21 protein-coding genes and 2 pseudogenes are annotated in these 23034 nt (G+C 68.9%); 9 read left to right on the forward strand and 14 right to left on the reverse strand.

Annotated features, from left to right (window positions below):
- Positions 1-183: 183 nt before the first annotated feature.
- Positions 184-849, reverse strand: coding sequence for a TetR/AcrR family transcriptional regulator (locus tag ABZT47_RS09015; protein ID WP_354837871.1), 666 nt, complete (start codon positions 847-849; stop codon positions 184-186).
- 105 nt (positions 850-954) lie between these two features.
- Between ABZT47_RS09015 and ABZT47_RS09020 the strand changes: the two genes are divergently transcribed.
- Positions 955-1902 (forward strand): SDR family NAD(P)-dependent oxidoreductase, encoded by a 948-nt coding sequence (locus ABZT47_RS09020; RefSeq protein ID WP_354837873.1) that lies wholly within the window; start codon positions 955-957, stop codon positions 1900-1902.
- Here the strand turns inward: ABZT47_RS09020 and ABZT47_RS09025 are convergent.
- Positions 1854-2219 carry a VOC family protein gene (locus ABZT47_RS09025; protein WP_354837875.1) on the reverse strand — a complete coding sequence of 122 codons (366 nt, stop codon included), beginning with the start codon at positions 2217-2219 and terminating at the stop codon, positions 1854-1856. The genes ABZT47_RS09020 and ABZT47_RS09025 overlap by 49 nt on opposite strands.
- Before the next feature lie 403 nt (positions 2220-2622).
- On the opposite strand from ABZT47_RS09025, the gene ABZT47_RS09030 reads away from it, so the two are divergent.
- Together ABZT47_RS09030 and ABZT47_RS09035 are read left to right on the forward strand one after the other, a co-directional pair.
- Positions 2623-3543 (forward strand): Fic family protein, encoded by a 921-nt coding sequence (locus ABZT47_RS09030; RefSeq protein WP_354837877.1) that lies wholly within the window; start codon positions 2623-2625, stop codon positions 3541-3543.
- Between the two features lie 402 nt (positions 3544-3945).
- A pseudogene (locus ABZT47_RS09035) lies at positions 3946-4750 on the forward strand (IS5 family transposase).
- Between the two features lie 733 nt (positions 4751-5483).
- Here ABZT47_RS09035 and ABZT47_RS09040 read toward each other — a convergent pair.
- Positions 5484-5882 (reverse strand): recombinase family protein, encoded by a 399-nt coding sequence (locus ABZT47_RS09040; RefSeq protein ID WP_354837879.1) that lies wholly within the window; start codon positions 5880-5882, stop codon positions 5484-5486.
- Positions 5883-6903: 1021 nt separating this feature from the next.
- On the opposite strand from ABZT47_RS09040, the gene ABZT47_RS09045 reads away from it, so the two are divergent.
- Positions 6904-7716, forward strand: a complete 813-nt coding sequence (locus tag ABZT47_RS09045) for a DUF1206 domain-containing protein (protein ID WP_354837881.1) — start codon at positions 6904-6906, stop codon at positions 7714-7716.
- Between the two features lie 38 nt (positions 7717-7754).
- Here ABZT47_RS09045 and ABZT47_RS09050 read toward each other — a convergent pair whose 3' ends face one another.
- Together ABZT47_RS09050 and ABZT47_RS09055 are read right to left on the reverse strand one after the other, a co-directional pair.
- Positions 7755-8420 (reverse strand): response regulator transcription factor, encoded by a 666-nt coding sequence (locus ABZT47_RS09050; protein ID WP_354837883.1) that lies wholly within the window; start codon positions 8418-8420, stop codon positions 7755-7757.
- A 28-nt stretch (positions 8421-8448) separates the two neighbouring features.
- On the reverse strand, positions 8449-9801 hold the full coding sequence (locus ABZT47_RS09055) for a histidine kinase (RefSeq protein ID WP_354837885.1): 1353 nt from the start codon (positions 9799-9801) through the stop codon (positions 8449-8451).
- A gap of 233 nt (positions 9802-10034) precedes the next feature.
- Here ABZT47_RS09055 and ABZT47_RS09060 point away from each other — a divergent pair, with 233 nt between their 5' ends.
- Positions 10035-11129: a hypothetical protein gene (locus ABZT47_RS09060; RefSeq protein ID WP_354837887.1), complete on the forward strand. Its 1095-nt coding sequence runs from the start codon at positions 10035-10037 to the stop codon at positions 11127-11129.
- Between the two features lie 120 nt (positions 11130-11249).
- On the opposite strand, the gene ABZT47_RS09065 is transcribed toward ABZT47_RS09060, so the two are convergent.
- Entirely contained in the window at positions 11250-12002 is a 753-nt protein-coding gene (locus tag ABZT47_RS09065) for an MBL fold metallo-hydrolase (protein WP_354837889.1), read from the reverse strand.
- Between the two features lie 28 nt (positions 12003-12030).
- Between ABZT47_RS09065 and ABZT47_RS09070 the strand changes: the two genes are divergently transcribed.
- Entirely contained in the window at positions 12031-12456 is a 426-nt protein-coding gene (locus tag ABZT47_RS09070) for a MerR family transcriptional regulator (protein WP_354837891.1), read from the forward strand.
- 265 nt (positions 12457-12721) lie between these two features.
- On the opposite strand, the gene ABZT47_RS09075 is transcribed toward ABZT47_RS09070, so the two are convergent.
- The 4 genes from ABZT47_RS09075 to ABZT47_RS09090 form a co-directional block, all read right to left on the reverse strand.
- Positions 12722-13543 carry a 5'-nucleotidase gene (locus ABZT47_RS09075; protein WP_354837893.1) on the reverse strand — a complete coding sequence of 274 codons (822 nt, stop codon included), beginning with the start codon at positions 13541-13543 and terminating at the stop codon, positions 12722-12724.
- Between the two features lie 396 nt (positions 13544-13939).
- Positions 13940-14836: a prolipoprotein diacylglyceryl transferase gene (gene lgt / locus ABZT47_RS09080; RefSeq protein ID WP_354837895.1), complete on the reverse strand. Its 897-nt coding sequence runs from the start codon at positions 14834-14836 to the stop codon at positions 13940-13942.
- A gap of 243 nt (positions 14837-15079) precedes the next feature.
- On the reverse strand, positions 15080-15646 hold the full coding sequence (locus ABZT47_RS09085; protein WP_354837897.1) for a hypothetical protein: 567 nt from the start codon (positions 15644-15646) through the stop codon (positions 15080-15082).
- Positions 15647-16078: 432 nt separating this feature from the next.
- Positions 16079-16924, reverse strand: a complete 846-nt coding sequence (locus tag ABZT47_RS09090) for a helix-turn-helix domain-containing protein (RefSeq protein ID WP_354837899.1) — start codon at positions 16922-16924, stop codon at positions 16079-16081.
- Positions 16925-17084: 160 nt separating this feature from the next.
- On the opposite strand from ABZT47_RS09090, the gene ABZT47_RS09095 reads away from it, so the two are divergent.
- Complete coding sequence (locus ABZT47_RS09095) at positions 17085-18095, forward strand: alcohol dehydrogenase catalytic domain-containing protein (protein WP_354837901.1); 1011 nt, start codon at positions 17085-17087, stop codon at positions 18093-18095.
- Positions 18096-18131: 36 nt separating this feature from the next.
- On the opposite strand, the gene ABZT47_RS09100 is transcribed toward ABZT47_RS09095, so the two are convergent.
- The 3 genes from ABZT47_RS09100 to ABZT47_RS09110 all read right to left on the reverse strand — a co-directional run bounded on the left by ABZT47_RS09100 (position 18132) and on the right by ABZT47_RS09110 (position 20527).
- On the reverse strand, positions 18132-18755 hold the full coding sequence (locus tag ABZT47_RS09100; RefSeq protein ID WP_354837903.1) for a DJ-1/PfpI family protein: 624 nt from the start codon (positions 18753-18755) through the stop codon (positions 18132-18134).
- Between the two features lie 2 nt (positions 18756-18757).
- Positions 18758-19726, reverse strand: a complete 969-nt coding sequence (locus ABZT47_RS09105) for a GlxA family transcriptional regulator (protein WP_354837905.1) — start codon at positions 19724-19726, stop codon at positions 18758-18760.
- A 192-nt stretch (positions 19727-19918) separates the two neighbouring features.
- Complete coding sequence (locus ABZT47_RS09110; RefSeq protein WP_354837907.1) at positions 19919-20527, reverse strand: TetR/AcrR family transcriptional regulator; 609 nt, start codon at positions 20525-20527, stop codon at positions 19919-19921.
- Positions 20528-20720: 193 nt separating this feature from the next.
- Between ABZT47_RS09110 and ABZT47_RS09115 the strand changes: the two genes are divergently transcribed.
- Positions 20721-21473: an SDR family oxidoreductase gene (locus ABZT47_RS09115; RefSeq protein ID WP_354837909.1), complete on the forward strand. Its 753-nt coding sequence runs from the start codon at positions 20721-20723 to the stop codon at positions 21471-21473.
- A gap of 221 nt (positions 21474-21694) precedes the next feature.
- Here the strand turns inward: ABZT47_RS09115 and ABZT47_RS09120 are convergent.
- Positions 21695-22144: pseudogene (locus ABZT47_RS09120) on the reverse strand (NAD(P)H-dependent oxidoreductase); the annotation flags it as partial.
- A 52-nt stretch (positions 22145-22196) separates the two neighbouring features.
- Here ABZT47_RS09120 and ABZT47_RS09125 point away from each other — a divergent pair.
- On the forward strand, positions 22197-23030 hold the full coding sequence (locus ABZT47_RS09125) for a helix-turn-helix transcriptional regulator (RefSeq protein ID WP_354837911.1): 834 nt from the start codon (positions 22197-22199) through the stop codon (positions 23028-23030).
- Positions 23031-23034 lie beyond the last annotated feature (4 nt).

Here is a 23034-nt window from a genome sequence, read left to right on the forward strand (position 1 = left end):
GCAGACCTGCCGATCTCTATAGCAATAGGGCGGCCGTATCCAGTGGTGCGGCAGGGCGGCTCGCTACTGCGGCATCGGCGGCACCGCCGTCAAGCTAGGTGACCCATCCAGGGGGGCGCCTGCCCGACGGGCCTGGTTCCGACCGAGGATCGAGGCTCCAGGACCTGTCCTGTGCAAGGCAGGTCAGCGGCGGGGCAGCACGCCCAGGAGGGTTGCGGTCAGGGCCAGCTCCAAGGAGTCCTTCAGCTCCAAGTGGAAGCGGGCCAGATCGGGCTCGGCCTGGTAGGCCGCCTGCAGGCTGGGTGGGGGTGTGCTGTACGCCGACAGCGCACCGGCCATGACCATGGTTTGCAGGCTGAACAGTGTTGCGTTCTCGCCCAGCTCCGGCAGGTAGTTCTGGATCAGGGCGGACATGGTTGTCAGGCGGTCCAGGGAGGCGCGCTTGTAGCGTGCTACGACCTCGACGGAGACGTTGTGTTCCAGCACGCTGCCCTGGGCGCCGAAGAGGTCGCACAGCACCGCTCGACTGGAGAGTGAGCGGCTGAGGATCTCTGCCACCGCTTCCGCTCGCACCGCCATGGGGAGAATCGCGTCGATGCCAGCGGCCAACTCGCCCGCCAGTTCCGTCAGCCACTCCTGCAGGAATCGGTCCAGCAGTTCCAGCAGCACCGCCTCGCGAGACTCGAAGTAGCGCAGCACGTTCGGCTTCGCCAGGCCGACCCGGCGGCTGAGCTCGTTGAGGGTGACCGCGGTCACGGGCATCTCGTCGAGCATCGCCGACGCCATGTCGAGGATCGCCCGTCGGCGGATCTCCCGCTGCTCTTCGGTTCGCGCCCGCTGGAAAGCCATGGCTGCCAGTCTAATTTAAGTACCTCCGGTACGTTGACAACGTACCGCGAGTATCTTAGCGTTGTCGGCACAAGATACCTTCGGTACGTTACCTAGGAGCCTCGCATGAGCGAGAAGTGGACGACGGCGAACATTCCGGACCAACGTGGGCGGGTGGCCGTGGTGACCGGTGCCAACACCGGGCTGGGGTACGAGACCGCGAAGGCGCTCGCCGAGCATGGGGCGTCCGTGGTGCTCGCCGTGCGCAACGTCGAGAAGGGCGAGCAGGCCGCGGCCCGCATGACCGGCGACGTGACCGTGCAGGCGCTGGACCTGACCTCGCTCGACTCCGTCCGCGCCGCGGCGGCGGCGCTGCAGTCTCGGCTCGACAGGCTCGACCTGCTGATCAACAACGCCGGCGTCATGTACACCCCGAAGCAGACCACCAGGGACCGCTTCGAGATGCAGTTCGGCACCAACCACCTCGGCCACTTCGCGCTCACCGGGCTGCTGCTGGACCTGATGCTGCCGGTGCCCGGCTCGCGCGTGGTCACGGTCGGCAGCACCGGCCACCGCATCCGGGCCGCGATCCACTTCGACGACCTGCAGTGGGAGCGGTCGTACAGCCGGGTCGCCGCCTATGGTCAGTCCAAGCTGGCCAACCTGATGTTCACATACGAGCTGCAGCGCCGGCTCGCCGCGCACGGCACCACCATCGCGGTGGCTGCGCACCCCGGTGTCTCCAGCACCGAGCTCGCCCGCAACACCCCCGCGGCCATCAGGCTTCCGCTCACCTGGCTCGCGCCGCTGATCACCCAGACGCCGGCCATGGGTGCGTTGCCGACCCTGCGCGCCGCCACCGACCCCGCCGTGCTCGGCGGCCAGTACTACGGTCCCGGCGGACGCTTCGAGGTCATGGGCCACCCCGGGCTGGTCACCTCCAGCCCGGAGTCGTACGAGGTAGCCGTCCAGCAGCGGCTGTGGGCCGTCTCCGAAGACCTCACCGGGGTGAAGTTCCCCGTCGTTCAGTGCAAGCAAAACTCGTATCCCTCCGGATCGGCCATCACGATGTAGTCCGCGCTGGGAGGAGGCGCCGGCTCGTCGCGGCGCAAGCGGGTGGCGCCGAAACCGACGAGGCGCTTGCACTCCGCTTCGAGGGCGGCCATCCGCTCGTCGCCTTGCAGGCCGGGTGCGGCGCGTACGCCCAGGTGCAGGCGGTTTTTGGCGGTCTTGCCCTCGGGGGCCTGCTGAAAGAAGATCCGAGGACGTACACCCCCGGGGTTTCTCCAGAGACATCCGAGCAAGACCTCTCGACCGAGCTCGGCCGCGAATTGTTGCCCGAGGAGAATCGCTAGCACCAGCAATATTTGTTCAAGGTGCCGAACGGCCACTGCGGCATCCGCGGCACCGGCGTCAACGCAGGTGACCCTTCGGCCTGGTGCCTGACCGGGCTGACGACCTCTGTGGAGGAGTAGCCGGGATGCTGAGACCTCCGGGTGGTGGTCAGGCCAGCTCGGAGGTCTCGTCGTGGGCGGAGGAGCCCACGGCGTGATGGCGTTGTCAGCCAGGCGCCTGGCCGCCTCGGACGTCTGGCTTTGCCTTGGCCCGGCGCGGCGAGTTGTTCGGTTCGATTGGTTCGGCCGAGGCGAACAACAAGGGCAAATTTGTTCGGTACAGTTACTTTGGCTTAGCCGAACAAAATCACGGGAGGCACCGGTGTCTGGACCGGGGAGGCCGTCCAGGGCGACCGTATATCTGCGCCTTGACGAGGCCGTTCGAGAGCTCCGTGACCGCTTGGGCGGTTTGCCTTCGCCCGCCGAGGCGGAGGACATCTGGTCCGACATCTGGCACCAGGAGGCCCACAACAGTACTGCGATCGAGGGCAACACCCTTGTCCTGCAGGAGGTGGAGAAGCTCCTCGAGGAGGGGCGGGCTGTAGGTGCGAAGCCGCTCAGGGACTACATGGAGGTGAGGGGGTACGGTGATGCAGCGAAGTGGGTGTATGGGCAGGCACTGGAGCCGGGAGACTGGCAGAACGGCGAACTCATCACGCTCCAGGAGATTCGTCAGATCCACCACACCGCCATGTCGCTCGTGTGGGCTGTAGATCCTCACCCGCATGCCACCCCCGCCGAGGGGCCGGGAAACTTCCGACAACACGAGATCGCCAGGTTCCCCGGGGGCATGAAGCCGCCGTCATGGCCGGAAGTGGATCCCCGGATGCAGGACTGGGTGAAGACGGTTGACGGCCTTCGGGACGAGTCCGACGAAGCCCTCCCCGAACGCTTGGCCCGTATTCATAGCCGATTCGAGCAGGTACACCCGTTCCTCGACGGCAACGGACGGACGGGCCGCCTGGTGCTCAACTTGATACTTGGCAGAATCGGATACCCGCCCGCGATCATCTACAAGCGCGATCGCGACAAGTACCTTCAGGCGATGCGCCGAGCTGACAATGACGAGTTCGGCCCGTTGGGCGAACTCATCGCACGCAGTGTGACGACGAATCTGTACCGCTTTGTCATGCCAGCGGTGGCCGGTCCGGTCAAGCTCGTACCACTACCGGCTCTCGCCACGCGAGACGTCACCGAAAACGCACTTCGCGTGGCCGCCGCACGGGGACGACTCCGTGCGGTCAAGGGAGACGACGGCATGTGGCGCAGCAGCAAGAAGTGGGTGCACGACTACCTCAAGTCGAGGCATCGTAGGTCATGACGCATCTGCGGACCAGAAGCTACAACCACTCCTATAGTGCCTCCATCAACGGCTACTTCGGCGGCACCAGTGTCAACGCAGGTGACCCATCCCAGTGGCCGCTTGCCCGACGGGCCTGGTTCCGACCGAGGAGTAGCTTCCGGAGATCTCGCTGTACGGCTCGCGCTCGACTCGCCGGCGTGAGCCGTCCTGCTGCCTGGCCCTGATGCGCTGATCACCTGCCGTGTCGGCGGTCGGGATTTCAGCCGAGCCGGTCACGAGGGGCGGCCGGGTCCGGACGACGACATGAATCTAGAACCTCGCGTGAGCATGGCTCTCCGCCTTAGAGCTCCTAACAGAATGATCTTTGTTGTGGTTTGATCTCTCGCTGCAGCCAAGCGAGAGGGGAAGCAGGTGGCACGGCTGAAGCCGTGGGAGGTCAGCGACGAGCTGTGGGCGGTGATCGAGCCGCTGCTGCCCAAGCACCAGCGTCGGTTCCGGCATCCGGGGCGCAAACGGCTGGATGATCGCCTGGCGTTGCAGGGCATCTTGTTCGTACTGCACACCGGGATCGCCTGGGAGCATCTGCCGCAGGAGCTGGGCTACGGCTCGGGCATGACCTGCTGGCGGCGCCTGGCCGAGTGGAACGCCTCCGGGGTCTGGCAGCGCCTGCACGAGCTGCTGCTGACCGCCTGCGGGCGGCGGACGCGCTCGACCTCTCCCGAGCTGCGGTGGACTCTTCCCAGATCAGGGCGTTAAAAGGGGGCCGCAGACCGGCCCGTCGCCAGTCGATCGCGGACGGGCCGGCAGCAAGCACCATCTGATCATCGACGCCACCGGCATCCCGCTGGCTGTCATCCTCACCGGCGCCAACCGCAACGACGTCACCCAGCTCATCCCGCTCCTGCAGGCCATCCCGAAAGTGCGTGGCAAACGCGGCCGCCCCCGCCGGCGCCCCGACGTTGTACTCGCCGATCGCGGCTACGACCACGACAAGTATCGCCGCCTGGTGCGCAAGCTGCAGATCCGGCCACTCATCGCCCGCCGCGGCACCGCACACGGGTCCGGCCTAGGCAAACACCGCTACGTCGTTGAACAGACCTTCGCCCTACTACACGCCTTCCGACGCCTGCGCATCCGCTGGGAAGTCCGCGCTGACATCCACCAGGCCTTCCTTAGCCTGGCCTGCGCCCTCATCTGCTGGCGACGCCTCACCTCATTGCGTTAGGAGCTCTTAGCCTGAGGTTGTCGAGGCTTCAGGAAAGTCAGGGCTGATGAATGACGCCGGCACGGGGCACATGATCCGACATCAGCGCGAGCGGCTTGGGATGAGCACCACCGGGCTGGCGACGCAGGCCGGCTGCACTACCCGGGCACATCGAGTTGCTTGAGCAGGGCAAGCGGACGCCGTCTCTGCCGCTGCTGCGAGAGATAGCCAAGGTCCTTGGAGTGCGGACGGCGGTCCTGTTGGGGGAGAGCCCTCGCGACGACCACGATCCCGGCCGTCCCCAAGTCGGTGCTATCGAGCGGGCCATCTTCACCTACAAGACCCTGACCCCGGATGCCGAGCCGCCCGACGTCGAGCAGGTGGCCGAACGCATCAGCGCGGCCCGCGACGCCTGGATGAGCTCGCACAACAGATACTCGATTCTCATGCGTGAGGCGCCGCTGCTCATCAGCAGACGCCGAACGGCTGGTCTTGGACAACGACGGCCGGCCCGACGCTCGCCGGGCTGCTTGCCGCGTCGCCGCGGACGCGTACATTCTCGCTCGCGGAGTGCTGAAGCATCTGGGCCGCGTCGATCTGGCGCCAGGGTGGACCGCCGAGCCGAGCGGAGCTTGCCCTGGCCGAGCGCGAGCCGGCACAGCGGCTTCCTACGTCAACGCTTCACCCTGAGAAACACCGCATTAGGAGAGCGGCGCTCCCGTGGTCCGGTGTGCTGGGTGACCTGCGGGGATGCTTAGCATCGGTAGAGCCATGCCTCGACCATCGAACGTATGTCCCACACTTGGAGGTTATCGGAAAGGTTCAGTGCCGAGGTGTCGGATTCGAGGCTAAATCTCGAGTCGTCGGCCAGGTCGATGACGTCTTCGAGTTCGCGGGGGGATCGTGTCAGTCGGTCGACGTGCCAGCAGGCGATGGCGTCGACCGTGCCGGTTTCGATGTCCTCAAGCAGTCTTCGCCACGCGGGGCGGGGACTGCCGGAGTAGGCGCTGACGTCGTTGTCGGAGTAGACGTCCACTACCTGCCAGCCTCGGCGTTCGGTCAGTGTCCGGCAGTCGGCTTCCTGGCGGGCGACGCCGAGTCCAGCGCCCGCACGGTCCTGGCTGATCCCGCAGTAGATCACAGCTTTCCGCATGGGGCACATAGATACACGCTCGTTGGCACCGGCGTGAGCTGCCCCATCGGCCTCACCACCGGCGAGGCTTGATCTCGGAGCCCGATCCCACGAGTGGCGGGTCCTACTCGGAAGTCGCGCCTGATCTTGGAGCCCGCCCCGCCTAGTGGCGGGCTCCGCCGTGGAAATGGCCCTCGCTTCGCTCGGACCGTATTCATTGAGGGCTACGCCCCAAACCTTGAGGTTCCTTCTGAGGTCGCGCTCTTGACCTCACGTGCCCTGCCCCCTTCGCGTTCGGAGAACACCCGTCCTCCGCCGCCGACGGAGGACGGGTATCTCCCGAACAGGGGCGTCCGTGGTGCCCCGATCACGAGGTTGCAGCGGCATCTGCCAGCAGATCTATGGCCCGATGCGCGGCGCTTGCACCGCATTACCTATGTAAGGTGCCGCATGGGTATTGCGGCATAGGCGGCACGGGGTCTCCTGCCCGATCGGTCTGACCACCGGCGAAGCCTGATCCATCGAACTGCGGACCGCACCCATCGGGTGTGGTCCGCAGTCATGTGTGCGGGTCCACACGAAATAGCCCTCGCTTCGCTCGGACTGTGTTTTTGGGGCTCCCGCTCCAAACCCCAAGGCAGGGGCTCCGCCCCCGCACCCAACGCGGGATGTCGTGTCCGCATGACCGACCACACAGGTGCGGTCACCCCCACCTGTACAAGAACCCCAACGGCTACTGCGCCATCGGCGGCACGGGACGTGCCGGTGACCGTCCTCCGTTCGCGCCATGATCGCGAGCATGCCGACCATGCTGGCACGGCTGGTCGCGGGTCTACACGCGAACTGCACGAGGAGGACGAGGGGCGCGGGCGCAGTGGCCGTTCTCGTGGTGGATTGCGCGCTTTCGCGGCGTCTGCACGAATGAGTCGGCCACTAACCGGCACATTGGTTATATGGCGGGAAGTGGGTACGAACATCGCACGTTTGACCGACCCGGTCCAGGTCAGCAGCCAGACCGACCTGCTATCCGAGAGGAACCTCGATGTCGACCGCGAAGCAGGCCGGCCGGCGGCTGGAGGGTGCGGCCCGGCGAATGGCCGACCACCCCGTCCTGCAGAAACTCGCCAAAGTCGGATTTGCCTCCCGCGGCGTCCTGTACGCGATCATCGGGCTGGCCGCTCTCCAGATCGCTTACGGCGGAGGCGGGGAGGCCGACAAGAGTAGTGCGATCCACATCGTGCGCGACGCGCCTCTCGGTGACACTCTGCTCTGGGTCATGGCCGTCGGCCTGGCCGCATTGACGATCTGGCACGTCTCCGAGGCCATCTGGGGTCGGCCCGAGGTCCATTACCGCGTCGAGTCCATCGCCAAGGCCGCCGTCTACATCGCCCTTGTGTTCTCGATGGTGGCCCTGCTCACCCAGAACAAGGCCGCCTCCTCGACCGACAGCCAGTCGCAGGATGCCGCCAAGGCGCTGTTCGACCTGCCCGGTGGCCAGATCCTGGTCGCCCTGATAGCGCTTGCCTTGATCGGCTTCGGCGTGTCCTGGATTCACGAGGGGTGGACCGGGAAGTTCATGCGGGACATGCACGTGGCCGAGCCGCGCGCCCACGCTCTCGTGGTCAACATCGGCAAGGTCGGCTATGTCGCCCGTGGCGTCATCGCTCTCGCCGCCGGCGCGCTGATCGGCCAGGCGGCCCTCACGTACGACCCCGACAAGGCGGTCGGCATCGACGGCGCGCTCAAGTCGCTCGCTGATACCCCGATCGGTCCATGGCTGCTCGTCGTGATCGCCGTCGGCTTGGTGCTGTTCGCCGTTTACTGCTTCGCGGAGGCCCGCTGGCACCGGATGTGAGCCGTACGGCGTGCGAATGTGGTGGCGGGCGAGCGCGGTCACGGGGTGGCGTGGCCGGTGGCCCAGGCCCAGGCGGCGATGCCGACGCGGTTCCGGGCCCCGAGCTTGCGCTGGATGCCGGCGATGTGGTTCTTGACCGTGCCGGGCGAGATGAACAGGACGGTCGCGATCTCGGCGTTGGTGTGACCTTGGGCGACCAGGCGGGTGATCTGGACTTCGCGATCGGTGAGCCGCGTGCGGTCGGCGCGGTCGGACGTGGGCGGCGGTGGCGCGGTGAAGGCGCGCAGGAGCCGTACGGTGATCTGCGGGCTGATGAGGGTGTCACCGGACATGGCCGCGCGGACGGCTTCGGCGAGCAGGGTGGGGCTGGAGCGTTTCAGCAGGAAGCCGCAGGCGCCGTTGCGCAGTGCGGTGTGGACGTAGTCGTCGAGGTCGAAGGTGGTGACGACCACGACACGGATCGGGTCGTCCACCTGTGGCCCGGCGAGCAGGCGGGTCACCTCGAGTCCGTCGACGCGGGGCATCCGGATGTCGGCGAGCACCACGTCCGGGCGCAGATGGCGGGCCTGTTCGACGGCGGTCGCCCCGCAGGCGGCCTCGGCGACGACGGTCATGTCCGGCTGGGCGTCAAGGATGATCCGGGACGCGCTGCGGATGTTCTCCTGGTCGTCGGCGACCAGAACGCGGATCGGCCCGCCGGTCATGCCGTCACCGGCCGGATGTCCCCGCCGGTCATGCTGTCACCGGCCGGATGTCCTCGCCGTGGAGCGAGGCGGCCAGCGGCATGGTGGCGGTGACACGCCATCCGTGCGGAGCATGGGGGCCGGCGGCCAGCTCGCCGCCGAGCGCTTCGACGCGTTCGGTCAGGCCGGCCAGGCCGAACCCGCCGCCGCGGCCCGCGGTGCCGAGCACGTGGGCGGGAAGTGCGGGTCGGGTTCGAGCGTCGTCGGATGGGGATCCGGTTCGGGCGCCGTCGGATGCGGGTCCGGTTCGGGCGCCGTCGGATGCGGGTCCGGTTCGAGCGTCGTCTGTCACGGTGACCTCCAGGGCGCCCCCGGTGAGGTCACCCACGATACGGCGGACGGTGACCTCCACCCGGCTCGCCGTCACCGCGTGGCGGCGCACGTTGGTCAGTGCCTCCACGACGATCCGGTACGCCGTGGCGGCCACTTCCCGGGGCAGGACGCCATCGGGGTCTTCGAGTCGCGCGTCGATGTCGAGGCCCACCACTGCGGTGCCGGAGCCGGAGAACCGATCGGCCAGATCTCGAAGGTCCGCCAGTGCCGGGAGCGGCGTTCTGCCCGCCGACTCCCCGGCCGCGAGATCGTCCGCGTCATGCAGCATCCGCACGGTCCGGTCCATCGATGCCAGCGCCTGGAGCGCGGCCTGCTCGATGCGCTGGAACGCGGCCGCCGCCCGCTGCGGATCCTGTTCGGCGAGGATCCGGCCGGCCTGGGCTTGGGCGAGCATCCCGCTGACGTCATGGGCGACGAAGTCGTGCAGGTCGCGGGCGAGCTGCGTGCGTTGCGCCTGGCGCGCCGCGCGTATCGAGCGGGCGCGATGGTCGTCCAAGGAGCGCAGGTAGAGCCCGACCGTGGCCGCGAGTGCCGCCGACAGCCCCCAGACGGCGAATCCGGCCAGCGCCGCGGTGGTCGCAGGCCCCAGCCCGAACCGCAGCAGCAGGACCGGCGTGGCCGCCCCCGCCAGTCCCGCGGCGATCAGCGCGTGGCGGGCAGGCGCGGTACGCACCACCAGGACGACCAGCACGAGCAGGCTCGCGGACTCGCCGACCATCCAGCCGGTCGCAGAGCTTGCCGCTCGATGTTCACCGCTGAGCAGCAGGACGCCGGCGGTCGCGGCCAGCGACACGATGCCCGCCCCGCCGGTGACCGCCGCGATCCGGCGGCCGTCGTACGGCCAGGCGGAGAGCACCCCGAGCGCGGCCGCCATCGTCAAGGACATCGGCAGCGTGGCCGGCGGGCCGTACGCGGGCGCGGTGACGATTCCGGTCAGCGCCACCAGGACGGCGGCGGCCGCACCGGCCCGCCGGCGCCACCGCGGGGCTCCGCTGAGTCGTGTGCGCATACCCAGAGCCTAGGTACCAAGCCGTTCCCCGGCTTGTGCCGAACGGCACATTGACCCGCCCGAATCCCCCTCGGCCATGCCGTTCGGCACCTGGGCCGACGGCCCATGTCTCCTCGACGCTGAATTCAGGAGCACAGGGCCGTGGACGAGGGTTCGCGCCGCCTGGGATGCCTGCGGGCGCGGGTGCGTCCGGACGTGATTCCGGAACACGATCGTTGGGATGTGATGGGGAGATGCTCCGCTGGTGGAGGTACTGGCCGGCCTGGTCCGGATACGCCGCGGCCGCGTGGTCGCTGTCATATGCGGCGCTCGGGCTCTTCTGGGCGCTGGGCGGCGGCGGTTTTCCGTTCGCGTCCGTCGACGACGAGCATGCGACGGGTTCGATCCTGGAGGGCGGCCAGGTCGGGATCGTCGCTCCGGCCATGGCCGTCATCGGACTGGTCGGCGCGACGGTCGCGCTGGCGATGACCAGGGAATGGGGACGAGGCGGTACCCGTACGGCGCTGGTCGTCTTCGGCTGGGCCCTGGCCGGGACGCTCGCCCTGGTGATCCCTGACTACACCCTGCTCGTGCTGGTGGCCTTCGCCCCGGTGCTGCTGGTGTTCGCCTTCACCGGGGTGCCGGGGCCGCAGGACGGCATCGGGGACATTCTGTACTGGCATCGGGTGAACTTGATCGTCGTCTTCGCCGGTGGCCTGCTGTGGGCCCTGGCGACCCTCGCCTACCAGAGGCGTACCAGGCGGGCGTGCGCGCATTGCGGCCGGCGGGGCGCGGTGACCGGGCGGTGGACCACGCCGGACGCGGCGCGCCGCTGGGGCCGATGGGCGGTCTACGTGGCGTGCGCCGCGCCCGTGCCGTACGAGGTCACCAGAATCGCCTGGTATTTCGGAATCCCGCTCGGCATCCCCGAGGACTTCGCGCGGATGATGCGGGAGACGCCCGGCATGCTGGAGGTGGGACTCGGCTGCGCCATCGCGTCGATCTTCGGATGCGTCCTCACCCACGGGCTCGTCCACCGGTGGGGCGAGGTCTACCCACGCTGGGTCTGGTTCAAGGCGGGCCGGCGAGTGCCGCCGGCGCTCGCCGTGATCCCCGCGTCCGTCATCGCGGTCGTCCTGATACCCGCCGGCCTGATGAACGTCCGGATGGGCGTCGATCTCGCCTCGTGGGGCGCCAACGCGCCGAGCATGCTGTGGATCGTGTGGGGCGCCGCACTCGGCGCCGCCGCCTGCGCCTACGGCCTGCGCCGGCGCGGAACCTGCCGCCACTGCCAGGCGGCCGAGGACGTCGACCGGTGTCTCCGGGAGGGCGATCAGATGCGGCTCTGACGGGCCGCCGCCGGTCGCCACGGTGGCTGGGGGTACTGCTCACCGCCAAGTGGGCGGTCAGCCTGGCCGGGCTGCCGTGGGTCGCCTCCACCGCCGCCGCGGCGGTCGGCAGGAACAGACTCAGCTCGGCGACGCCCAGCGCCGGCCCGTCGGCAGGTTCACCACTCGCAGGTCCGGCCCGGCCAAGGCCATCGCCTCCGAGGCGGTGCCGGTGGTGCGGAACAGCACCGAGAGCGGATCACGCCCGTGTGCGTCATGCACCGGGATCAGGACCTCCGCGCCGACCGCGCATGCCCCGGCCACCGCCTGGGCTGGGCCCATCACCAGGCGCGGCCCGAACAGCGGTCGCAGGCCGTTCACCGGGAGCAGTGCCACGTCCACCGGAGGATGCTCGGTTCGGTACCGCTCCAGCGGCGCCACCTCGGCGATCTCTCCGCCGAAGAACACGCGCGTACCGGCCGTGCTGAACACGTAGGCGTTGTTGGGCCACACCAGAGTCCGCCCAGCGGGAACGACCTGCATCGACACCCCGGATGCGATCTCACGTACCTGCCCCCAGCGAACGTGCTCGGCATGCCGGAACCCCAGAGCTCTGGCCCGGCGCGCCATACGCGAGGTGGGCACGTACACCGGTGTGGAGGTCTTGCTCGGGAGCATGCGTAGCGCACGGAGATCCCAGTGGTCGGCGGCCAGGTTGGTGACGACGACGGCGGCCAGCGGCGGCAGATCGGTGATGCGCAACCCGAGCGGCTCGCCCCGGCGCAGGAACCATCGATCGATGAACCACGGGTCGGTGAGCACCGCGTGGCCGTCCAGTTCGAGAAGTACGCACGAGTTGACCACTCGCGTCACCGCGAAGGATTGCTTGATCATGCGGTGAACGGTGCCGCTTAATGTACACATGAAGTCAAGCGGGGACCTGACCATCGGTGAGTTGGCGGAACGCTTCGGACTGGCCACACACGTGCTGCGGTACTGGGAGAGCAGGGGCCTGATCGAGCCCGCGCGGCGTGTGGGCGGGCAACGTCGCTACGGACAGGACGCTCTGGTGCGGGTGACGCTGATCCAGATGGCGAAGGAGGCGGGTCTGGGATTGCGAGAGCTGAACACTTTGCTTTCCACACCGGATCCCATGGATCACCGAGAGCTCTTGCGCGACCATGTCACCCGACTGGAGCAGCGCATCACGCGGGCACGCGCGGCCAAGGACCTGATCGAGCACGCCCTCGCCTGCCCTCGCAGCTTCGCCGACTGCGAGCACGCCCGTGAGCAGATCGCGGCTCGTATCCCGCCCGGCCACGCGCACTGTGGCCCCGACACGTATTGATGCCTGGAGCGAAGTGTCACCGCACGCTCCAGGCAGGGGCTCCGGCTCTGCAAGTCGGGTACATCAGGCATCGTCCATCGGACGAGGTGGTGCGGCTTGCGCTGCCTGGGCCGTCGAGTCGCCGCTCGACGGCCCAGGGTCGACTCAGGTCAGGCTTGCTCCTCAGGGCCGGGAAAAGCGAACGCCTCCAGGTCCTCGGTCGGCCAGAGCCGGTTCGCGTGAACTGCTCGTGGGCGAGGGTGGACTCCATCCGTTCACGTGGTGCTCAGCGGACGGTGACCCGGTCGCCGGCCGGTGCGTTGACCGGTGAGTTCTTCACCAGATAGGTGGCCAGGGCCCCTCTGTCGTCCGGGCCACCGCGATAGACGCTGGTGACTCCGGGCCATCGGGGGAAACCTTCGTAGCCGCCCACCAGGACGTAGTTGGCCGCGATTCTGATGACCTGGTCGTCGGTCACCGGGACGCCGTTCAACGTCATCTCGGTGACAGCGCCGCCCTCCAACGTGTAGCGGAGCGAGGACGACGGCGTGAGCACCCAGCCCTCCGCGTTCGGGTGGGCGAGGACGGACTTCAGCGCGGCGCCGGTGACCTCCCACACGTCCACCGCGAACCCGGCAGGAAGCGTCGCGAACACCTCCTCGTAGGTGACCGGGCCCGCGTCGAGGTCCAGGTGGAATCCGTACCTGCTGACCAGGGCGGCCTCAGCGCCCGACCGGGCCTGGACGGCGTCGAGGTCGGCATCGGCGACCAGTTCGGCCAACGGGCCGCCGCTGGGCGTGCGAACGATGGGCTCGGAGGTCTCGCCGAAGGTGTCGTCCGCGTCGGGCATGCCGCACTTGAAGTAGTAGAGCGTGTTCGACGTGAGACCGTCGGGTTGCCGGAGTTCGATCTGGACCGACGTCTGACCTGATGTCGGTGTCTCGGCGTCCCATTCCCAGTCGAGCGTCGCGAGCAGGGCTGTGAAGCTGCCGTTGTGCTTGGCGGGGGATTTGAGGCCTTTCCATTGCTCGGTGCCGACGATGCGGTATTGGATGAGTTGCAGGCCCGGAGGGAGTCCTTCGAAGGTTCCGTAGACATTGAAGGTCACGGGGCACTTCGTCGCAGTGGTCCGCTCGAATGAGAGAGTGAGTTTCTGTACGGGATTGCCGGCCGATGCGAGTGGGGTGGAAGCCGTACCTGAAAAGGGACGCTGGGATGCGGCTTGCGCGGAGGGGACGAAAGCGCCGGATGCCAGGATCGCGACGCTCGCCAGCCCTCCGATACGACGCCCAGCCCTACTGGGTAATCCCACGGTCTTCCCATCTGTCGATGACGACAAGGACGAGCGGAGACTAGCCACACCGACCGACAATCACGCGCGCCGAATGAGGGGAACGTTCACGGGAGAACCGGCCGCGGCTCCCGGCGCTCCGGCCAAGTGCGTCGCACCGTTCCCGTATCTCGCCGCGACGGCATTCGGAAGGCTTGCGGCATGCCGGTCGGGTCAGGTGCTCTCGACGGGATCGGAGGTGTGCCCGCCGTTCTCCTCGGGCGAGGCCGTGTGTCGCGCGGCCGGTACCACGATCTCTTCGGTGTCCTTGTCACGCGTCACCCAGAGATGGACGAGCGCGCCGACGAACAGCACTATCGAGGTCCACTGGTTGATCCGCAGCCCCAGGAACGTGACCGCGTGGTCCACTCCGCCCACCGGGTCGATGCGCAGCCCTTCGATCCAGAACCGCCCGAAGGTGTACCCGGCGACGTAGAGGGCGAACAGGCGGCCGTGGCGCAGCGTGAACCGCCTGCCGGCCATGATCAGTGCGAAACCGAGCGCCGCGTCCCACAGCGACTCGTACAGGAACGTCGGATGGTAGAGCACGCCTGGCTCGCCGCCGTGCGCCTGGTCGATCTCCAGGCCCCACGGCAACGTGGTCGGACCGCCGTACAGCTCCTGGTTGAACCAGTTGCCCCAGCGGGCGATCGCCTGCCCGAACGCGATGGTGGGCGCGACCGTGTCGGCCACGGCGCCCAGAGACAGCCCCCGGCGGCGGCAGGCCAGCCACATGCCCACGCCTCCCAGGGCGACCGCGCCCCAGATGCTGAGCCCGCCCTCCCAGATGAACAGCACCCGGTAGGGCTCCTTGATCGCGCGCGGGCCGAAATAGGTCTGCCAGTCGGTGATGACGTGGTAGAGGCGAGCGCCGATCAGTCCGAAGATCACCGCGGGGAGCGCGAGGTCACTGATCGTGCCCTTCTCGCCGCCGCGGGCGCGCCAGCGGCGCTCGCTGAGCCAGATGCCGAAGAGGATCGCCACGACGAAGCTCAATGCGTAGGCCCGGATCGGGATGAATCCGAGATACCAGACCCCCTCGGAAGGGCTCGGAATCGAGGCAAGGGGCATGCCGGTGAGGCTAGTGAACCTGAGGCCGCTTGGCCGCCTTCGTGACCTGATCGCAAACTTCTACGGCGTGACGGCGCCGCTGGTCATGCGCGAGCCGCGCGGGTCACGGCCCGGCCCGGACTCACCAGGTTCAGGCGGTGCGGGTCGTTGACGGGCACGCCGCCGGCCCCCGACCGTGAGCGCGGCGGCGGTGAACGCCGCCGCGACGCCTCGCGACGTTGGACGGGCCGGACGGCTCGTCGATCAGTAGGCGCACTGCACCACGACGTCGTCGAGATCGACCTGGGCGGCGTGCCAGTACGGCTGCCGCTGCACTACGGCGAACCGCAGGACGACGTCGGAGCGCTGGGCCGTCCAGCTCACCGTCTGCTGTTCCCAGCCGTGGATCCAGTCCTGGGTGATCGACTTCAGTGCGATGTACGTCCACGTGTCAGGATCGATCACCTCAAGGTTGAACTGGGCCCATTCTCCCCACAGTTCCGTCCAGACGCCGGCGGTGCAGCGTGCGCCCGGGTGGACCGTCACCGGTGTGAGGTTGATGGTCCGCCCGAGCGCGCACCAGTCGCCGCCGGTGTAGGCCATCATGCTGGCCCACCCGCTGCCGGTACGCGGCGTGCTCGACGAGCCGCCGAACGACGGGCCGCCGCATCCGCCGTTCACGGTGAACGTCCATCGAGACGCCGGATTCGTCGACGGCTCGAACCCGTCGGTGAGCTGCCAGACCCCCGCGGACGCGGGCCCGGCGGGCACGAGAACCGCTGCGACGGCGATGACCGCCGCCATCAACGCGCGCGACAGTGCTGAGCGCATGAATGAACTCCCACGTCTCGAGTCGGAACCAGGAAAGCAAGGTGAATGGTCCGCGTCGAGAGGGCGCCACTCGCGACGACATTGTCATTCTGGCGGCTGTCGCGGGAGTGTCAATGAAGGGGCGGCCAGATCTTCGTGGGGTGCGAAATCGGCCACGCGGGCGGCCGGTCGCCGAAAGGCGGATCCGAAACATTCACGGCGGTTTTCCGGCGGATGACGTACCCGCTCCGGTGAGCACGGTGGAAGTGCGTGTCACCGCGAGCGAGAAATTTCTATGACAAGCCCCGCTGCGATGTGGCGATATTCGTCAGTGCGAGGCCCGGCGCGGCGTACCCGGCGGACGGCACCGGGACGTGGCGCCTGAAATGGCGGGCCGGGTGCGCCTGGTCATGGAATCCGACCTCGACGGCCACTTCGGCCGATGGTTCGCCTTTATCCGTGAGGTCGATCGGCCGGTGGCGTCCATCGGAGCAGACGTTCCAGAGCCTTTTCGGAGGCCGACCCCGGCTCGGTGGTGTAGATGTAGAGGATCTGATCGTCGGTACCGGAGACGGGGAAGGCCTCGTACGCGACCGTCAGTTCACCGACCAGCGGGTGCCGGTACCGCTTGTGCCCGCGCCGATGCTGCACCACGTCGTGTGCCGACCACCATGTGGCGAACTCCGGCGCGGCCGCCGACAGTTCCTCGATCAACGCCGCGAGCCGGGGGTCGTGTGGGAACAGGCCGACCTGCCGGCGCAGTGACGCGACGTTGTCCCGGGCGACCTCCTCCCACTCGACGTACCGTTCGCGGGCGAGCGGGTCGAGGAACACCCAGCGCGCGTGGTTGCGTTCGTCCGGGGGGCGCGCGTCGAAGTCGACCATGAGCCTGCGCGCGCCTTCGTTGGTGCCGACGATCGCCAGGCAGCGTCCCAGGATGAACGCCGGCGTGCGGATCGAGTCGAGCACCCATCGCATCGCGGGACGCGGCTCCGGCGATTCGACCAGACCTGTCCGGTCGTCCGGACCTCGGACGAGGTTCACCATGTGTGCGTACTCGTCGTCACTGAGGCGAAGTGTGCGGCCGACGCCCGCGAGGATGTGGTCCGACGGCGAGACGCGGCCCTGCTCGAAGCGGATGTAGTAGTCGACGCTCACGCCGACGAGGTGGGCGACCTCCTCCCGCCGGAGTCCTTCGACGCGCCGTGCGGTGACGCCTTCGGAGATCCCCGCCTCCTGCGGGGTCACCCGTGCTCGCCGGGCGCGGAGGAACTCGCGCAACGGTTCGTTCGTAGGCACCTCGTCATTATCCAGGAGCCGAAGGGGGGTCTCCCCGACCCCCTGTTGCCGGGACCGACCGTTCCGCGAAGCCTTCCTGAGCAGGCCGCCGGCTGGTCGACTGGGCGCCGGGTCACGCACGAGCCATAGGAAGGGGCCGGACATGCCGACCATGCCGACCATGAAGGCCGCAGTCGTCGGCGAGGTGAACGCTCCGTGGGTGCTGCAGGACGTTCCGATGCCGGAGGCCAGGTCGCATCAGGTGCTCGTGAAGATCCACGCGTGCGGGGTGTGCTACACCGACGCTCTGCTCGCGCAGGGTGTCCTGTCGCTCCGGCCCTTCCCGATGGTGCTCGGGCACGAGGGCGTCGGCGAGGTGGTCGCCGTCGGTGAAGGTGTGACGTCGCGGGTCGTGGGTGATCGCGTCGGCCTGCCGATCACCCAGAGGCCGTGCGGCAGGTGCGCGTTCTGCCGGGAGCGCCATCCCGACAGCTTCGTCACGGCGAACAACTGTGTCGCTCCGGTGCTGACCGGGGTGAACGTGGACGGTGGGCAGGCGGAGTACATCGCCGTCGACGCCGAAGGGACCGTGCTCCTGCCCGATGGGCTCTCGTACGAGTCGGCGGCGCCGACGGTGTGCGCCGGCTACACGGTGTGGGCCGCGCTCCGCCGTGCCGATGCCAAGCCGGGCGCGCGAGTCGCCGTGCTGGGCATCGGAGGGGTCGGGCATCTCGGGATCCAGTTCGCGAAGGCCGCCGGGTACCACGTCATCGCGATGACCCGCTCTGCCGACAAGCACGAACTGGCCCGGCGGCTCGGCGCCGACGACGTCGTGTCCGACGGTGCGGGTTTGAAAGCCGCGGGAGGCGCCGATGTACTCCTGCACACCGCTCCGACGCACGGTCCCGCGGTCGACGCGCTCAAGGGGTTGCGTCCGTGGGGCAAGCTCGTGCTCATGGGGATCTCGGCCGAGGCCACCTTTCCCCTTCCGGCTCTCGCCGTCACGAGCCACGCTTTCGAGATCGTCGGCTCGGCGCACAACGGGCCGGAATACCTCGCCGAGGCGCTGCGGATGGTCGCCCGCGGTCGGGTCACACCGATGATCGAGATCTTCCCGAAGGAGAGGGTGGGGGAGGCCTACGAACGCCTCCTCAAGGGCCGGTTGAGGTTCCGCGCCGTCGTCACGTACTGACGCCGCCGTGAGCGGGCCGCCTGGGCTGCGGCGGTTTCAGGCCGGACGTAGGTAGGAGCGCATCAGAGCGGTGATCTCCTCGGGAGCGGTTCGGGGTGTTCCGGCGTTGAAAGGTGGCCGCGGGGCGTACTCCAGGCCGAGTTGGATCGCCATGGCCACCTCCTCGCCCGCCAGCAAGGACGCCAGGTAGAGGGCCATGTCGATGCCCGCCATCACGCCGCCCGACGTTATGATCTTGCCTGCCCTGACGAAGCGTTCGTCGACCGGCTGCGCCCCGAAGCCGGCGAGCAGGTCGTAGGCCACCCAGTGCGTGGTCGCCTTCACTCCCTCCAGCAGGCCCGCCGCGCCGAGGGTGAGCGAGCCCACGCATACCGAGGTGGTCCACGTCGTGGTGGGATGCGCCGTCCTGACGTAGTCGATCAGTTCGTGGTCCGCCGTGCTGCGCTTCACGTCCTTGGTGCCGGGCACCACCAGGACGTCCGGTCTCGGCACGTCGGCGAAGGAAGCGGCGGCGGTGAGGGTGACCTCCGCGTCGGCGATGACGCCCGGCCGCTCGGCCACGAAGGTGACCGTCGCGCCAGGGACGTTCCGCAGCACGAAGTACGGCCCCAGCGCGTCCATGGCGTCGAAACCCTCGTACAGGGGGATGGCGATATGCATGGTCAGCTCTCCTTGTGGCGGAATCTGCGCCGGTACTCGCCAGGCGAGATCTTGAGGTGGCGGTGGAAGACGCGGTAGAGGGTCTCGGAGGTGCCCAGCCCGACCCTGGCGGCGATGCGGTCGAGCGGTTCATCGGTGATTTCGAGCAGTCGCCTGGCCGCCGCCGTTCTGGCCTGCTCGACGTACCGCGCGGGTGACACGCCGACCTCGGCCCGGAACACGCGGGAGAAATGGCGGACGCTCGTGTTCACCCGTCCTGCCAGGACCTCGAGCGACAGGTCGGCGTTGAGGTTCTCCTCGATCCAACCCTGGAGGTCGCGCAGGGGCTCCCGCTTGGGCGTCCGCGCGCTCAGCGGCGTGCTGAACTGGCTCTGCCCGCCCGGCCGCTGCAGGTACACCACCAGCCAGCGCGAGATCTCCCTGGCCAGCTCGTGCCCATGGTCGTGGGCGACGAGCGCGAGCGCGAGATCGATGCCCGAGGTGACCCCCGCCGAGGTCCACACGTTCCCGTCGCGTACGTAGATGCGGTCGGCGTCCACCCGCACGTCCGGATGCTCGCGTGCCAGCAGGTCTCCCACCGCCCAGTGGGTGGTCGCCCGCCGCCCTTTCAGCAGGCCGGCCTCGGCAAGCAGCAGCGTGCCCGAGCAGATGGACCCCACGCGAGCGGATCGCGCGGCGAGCCGCCGGATCTGGGGGACCAGCGCCGCCGTCCCGGCGATCGCCATGCGGCCGGGGAGACCGCCGACGACCAGCAGCGTGTCGATGGGGCCGGACACCTCGCGCAGCGGCGGATCAGCGGTCACCGTGACGCCGGACAAGGAGCGCACGGCTCCCGCGCGGGCGGCGGTGACCTCCACCCGATAGTCGGCGTCCGGATCGAGCAGGCCGGCCGCGGAGAAGACGTCGGCCGGCCCGGCGAGATCGAGCAGTTGGAAGTCGTCGAACAGCACGATCACCACGCGATGGGCCATGTCGCCATGTTCGTCCACCCGTAAGGATGGCCACAAGGACACATACCTTGCAGATCCGGCCATGGCGGGATGCGCTCATCCATGAGCACCTGGCTCGCCGCGTCCACGGTGGCGCCCTGAAGTGGTGCTCCGAGGGCCGGGGCTCCGCCTCGGCGCCTCCGGTGCGCTGCGGGACGGCTTCGACGCGTCGACTCAGTGGGAGGGGGCCGTCTTGGGGGTGGGGAGCAGGGACAGGGCGGTTTCGGCGATCCGCGGGAGGGAGGCGGGCGAGCCGCCGGCCTTGCCGAGGGCTTCGATGCCGCGCAGGACGGCGAGCAGGAGGGCCGCGAGCCGGGCCGGGTCGGCGTCCGGGCTGATCTCGCCGGCCCGCTGCGCCGCCGCGACGCAGGCGGTGAGCATCTCCTCGATGGCGTCGAAGGTGCGGCGGGCGATCGCCGTGATCTGCGGATCGTGTTCGGACAGCTCCGCGGTGCCCTTGGCCAGCAGACAGCCGCGCAGGCAGGTGTCGGCGGCGGTCTCGTCGGCGATGGCCATGATCTGGGCCCGAAGTCGCGCGAAGGCGCCCTCGTCCGGGCCGTCGAGTTCGCGCCGCAGGACCTCGATCAGTCCGGTGCAGTAGTCGTCGAAGACGCGCTGGAACAGTTTGCGCTTGTCGCCGAAGGCGCCGTAGAAGCTTCCCTTGCCGAGGCCGGTGGCGGTGAGGATGTCCTCCACGCTGGTCGCCGCGTACCCGGCCGACCAGAACCGGTCTCTGGCGATGCGCAGCACCTGGTTCTCGTCGAAGCTCCGAGGTCTCGCCATGCTCCGCAGCCTATCGGTTCTTGACGGTATCGTCCAGAACGGGCTACGTTGTGGACGGCTCCGTCAAGAACTTGGCGCCGGGCGACCTCGCAGGCCGATCGGGCCTGATCCGACGCCGGTCGCGTCGGACGGCGCCCCGACCGCGGCCCGTGCGGTGCGAATCACCACCATCACGCCTTCGAAAGGACATGACATGCTTCCCATGGACGGAAAGACGGCTCTGGTCACCGGAGCCTCCAGCGGTATCGGCAGGGCGATCGCCCGGCGGTTCGCCGACGACGGCGCCCGCGTCTACCTGACCGGCCGGCGTAAGGAAGAACTGCGGGACGCGGCGGCGGAGATGGGCCCCGGCGTCGTCGCCGTGCCGTGTGACGTCTCCCAGGCCGCCGACCTCGACCGCGTCATGGACGTCGTCCGCGGTGACGGCCGGCGGCTGGACGTGGTGGTCGCCAACGCCGGCCTCGGCTCCCTGGTAGGCCTGACGGAGGTCACCGAGGAGGACTTCGACCACGTCTTCGGCGTGAACACCAAGGGCACCCTGCTGACCGTGCAGAAGTCGCTGCCGTTGCTGGCGGAGACCGCGTCGGTGATCCTGCTCGGCTCGACCACCATCCATCAGGGCGTCGAGGGCATGGGCCTGTACGCGGCGTCGAAGGCCGCCATCCGCAGCCTGGGCCGCACCTTCGCCGCCGAACTGGCGCCCCGGGGCGTACGGGTCAACGTCATCACGCCCGGCCCCGTCGTCACTCCCGCCCTCGTCGGGCTGGCGAAGGAGGCAGGAGTCAGCACGGAGGAGTTCCACGGAGGGCTCGCGGCGCAGACGCCGCTCAAGCGGCTGGGCCGCCCCGAGGAGATCGCCGCGCTGGCCGCCTTCCTCGCCGGACCGGAGAGCTCGTTCGTCACCGGCGCCGAGTACGCCGCCGACGGCGGCCAGATCCAGGTCTGAGCCCGCTCGCCCGCACGTTCATGACGGGTAGGGGACGGCGGCACGGGCCGAGTGAAGGGCGCGCGCCCACCAGGCCAGTTGATCGAGCAACGTCTTGGCGTACCCGGGGGCTGCGGGGTCGAGCGGACGACCGTCCTGCCAGGCCGTGAAGTACTGGGGAAGGCGAGGCCGTCGCGGATCGTCACCGCGTGCAACTCGGTCAGCACGTTCGAAAGGTGCAGCACGGCGTGCCTCCCGCCCGCCGCGCCGCCGTAGCTGACAAAGGCGACGGGCTTGGCCGTCCACTGGGTGAAGTGCCAGTCGATGGCCGCCTTCAGCGACGCGGGATAGCTGTGGTTGTACTCCGGCGTCACCACGACGAACGCGTCGGCCGACTCCAGTGCCGAGGTCAGCGACGCCATCCCGGCCGGACGGGGGTAGCTCTCGCCGGCGTACTTCGGCGGCTCCGCGGGCAGGGTCAGCGGGATCTCGGCCTCGGCCAGATCGACGACCTCCACATCGAACCCGCCGTGCGTGCGGGCCTGGTCGGCGACCCACGAGGCCACCACCGGACCGAACCGGCCCTCCCGCACGCTTCCAACGATGATCACCAGTGTGCGCCTGTCATCCATGTCCACCATGGTCGGCCGCCCCGCCGGCCACGGCCAGACCGTGCCCAGGCTGGCCCTCATGGGGCCATCCTGAGCACTCGGCGTTCCGATCACCGCGTCGTAGGCTCAGGGCGTGGGCACGCCGTTGGGGGACTTCATCCGGACAAAGCGCGACAGCATCCAGCCGGACTCGCTGGGGCTGCCGGATCGCGGGCGCCGGCGGTCGCCCGGGCTGCGACGCTCCGATCTGGCGGCGCGGGCCGGCGTCAGCGTCGAATACCTGACCCGCATCGAGCAGGGGCGAGATCGCAATCCCTCGGTGGCGGTGGTGAACGCGCTCGCCGACGCGCTCAGCCTCGATCCTTCGGAGCGCAACCACCTGCGCTACCTGACGAAGATCAGTGGCGGTGCGTGTTCCGCCCATACCCGGCTCGCGCCACCGCGCCGCGACGTCCGGCCGGCTGTGCTGGAGACGCTCCGCCTGCTCGAACCGGGCATCGCGGTGGTGACGAACCGGCTGGGCGACGTGCTCGCCCACACCAGCGGCTTCGAGATGGTGATGGGCGGCATCGGCTTGCTCGACGCCGAGGAGCCGAACCTCACCCGCTTCGTCTTCCTGCACCCCGGCGCCCGGACGTTCTTCGCCGACTGGGACGAAGTCGCGGACGAGCGCGCCTTCGACCTGTGGCTCGCACCGTCCATCGAGAACTCCGAGTGGCTCGCCGCGGAACTCGCCCCTGTCGCCGGTCCTGACTTCACCCGGCGCCTGCACCGTCACGTGGTGCCGCGACGCGGAGTCCTTCGGCTCAACCACCCCTTGGGATACCAACTCCGGCTGCTCCGCGAGACGCTCGACCTCTCCTCGGACGCGCAACAACTGGTCGTCCTGCTCCCCGCTGATGAGAGGACGGCCGAGGACATCGGCCGGCTCCGCGGGCCCTCCGGCCGGCTGCGGGCGGTCCCGTGACCCG

Source organism: Sphaerisporangium sp. NPDC005289, assembly GCF_040607455.1.
Classification (GTDB): domain Bacteria; phylum Actinomycetota; class Actinomycetes; order Streptosporangiales; family Streptosporangiaceae; genus Sphaerisporangium; species Sphaerisporangium rhizosphaerae.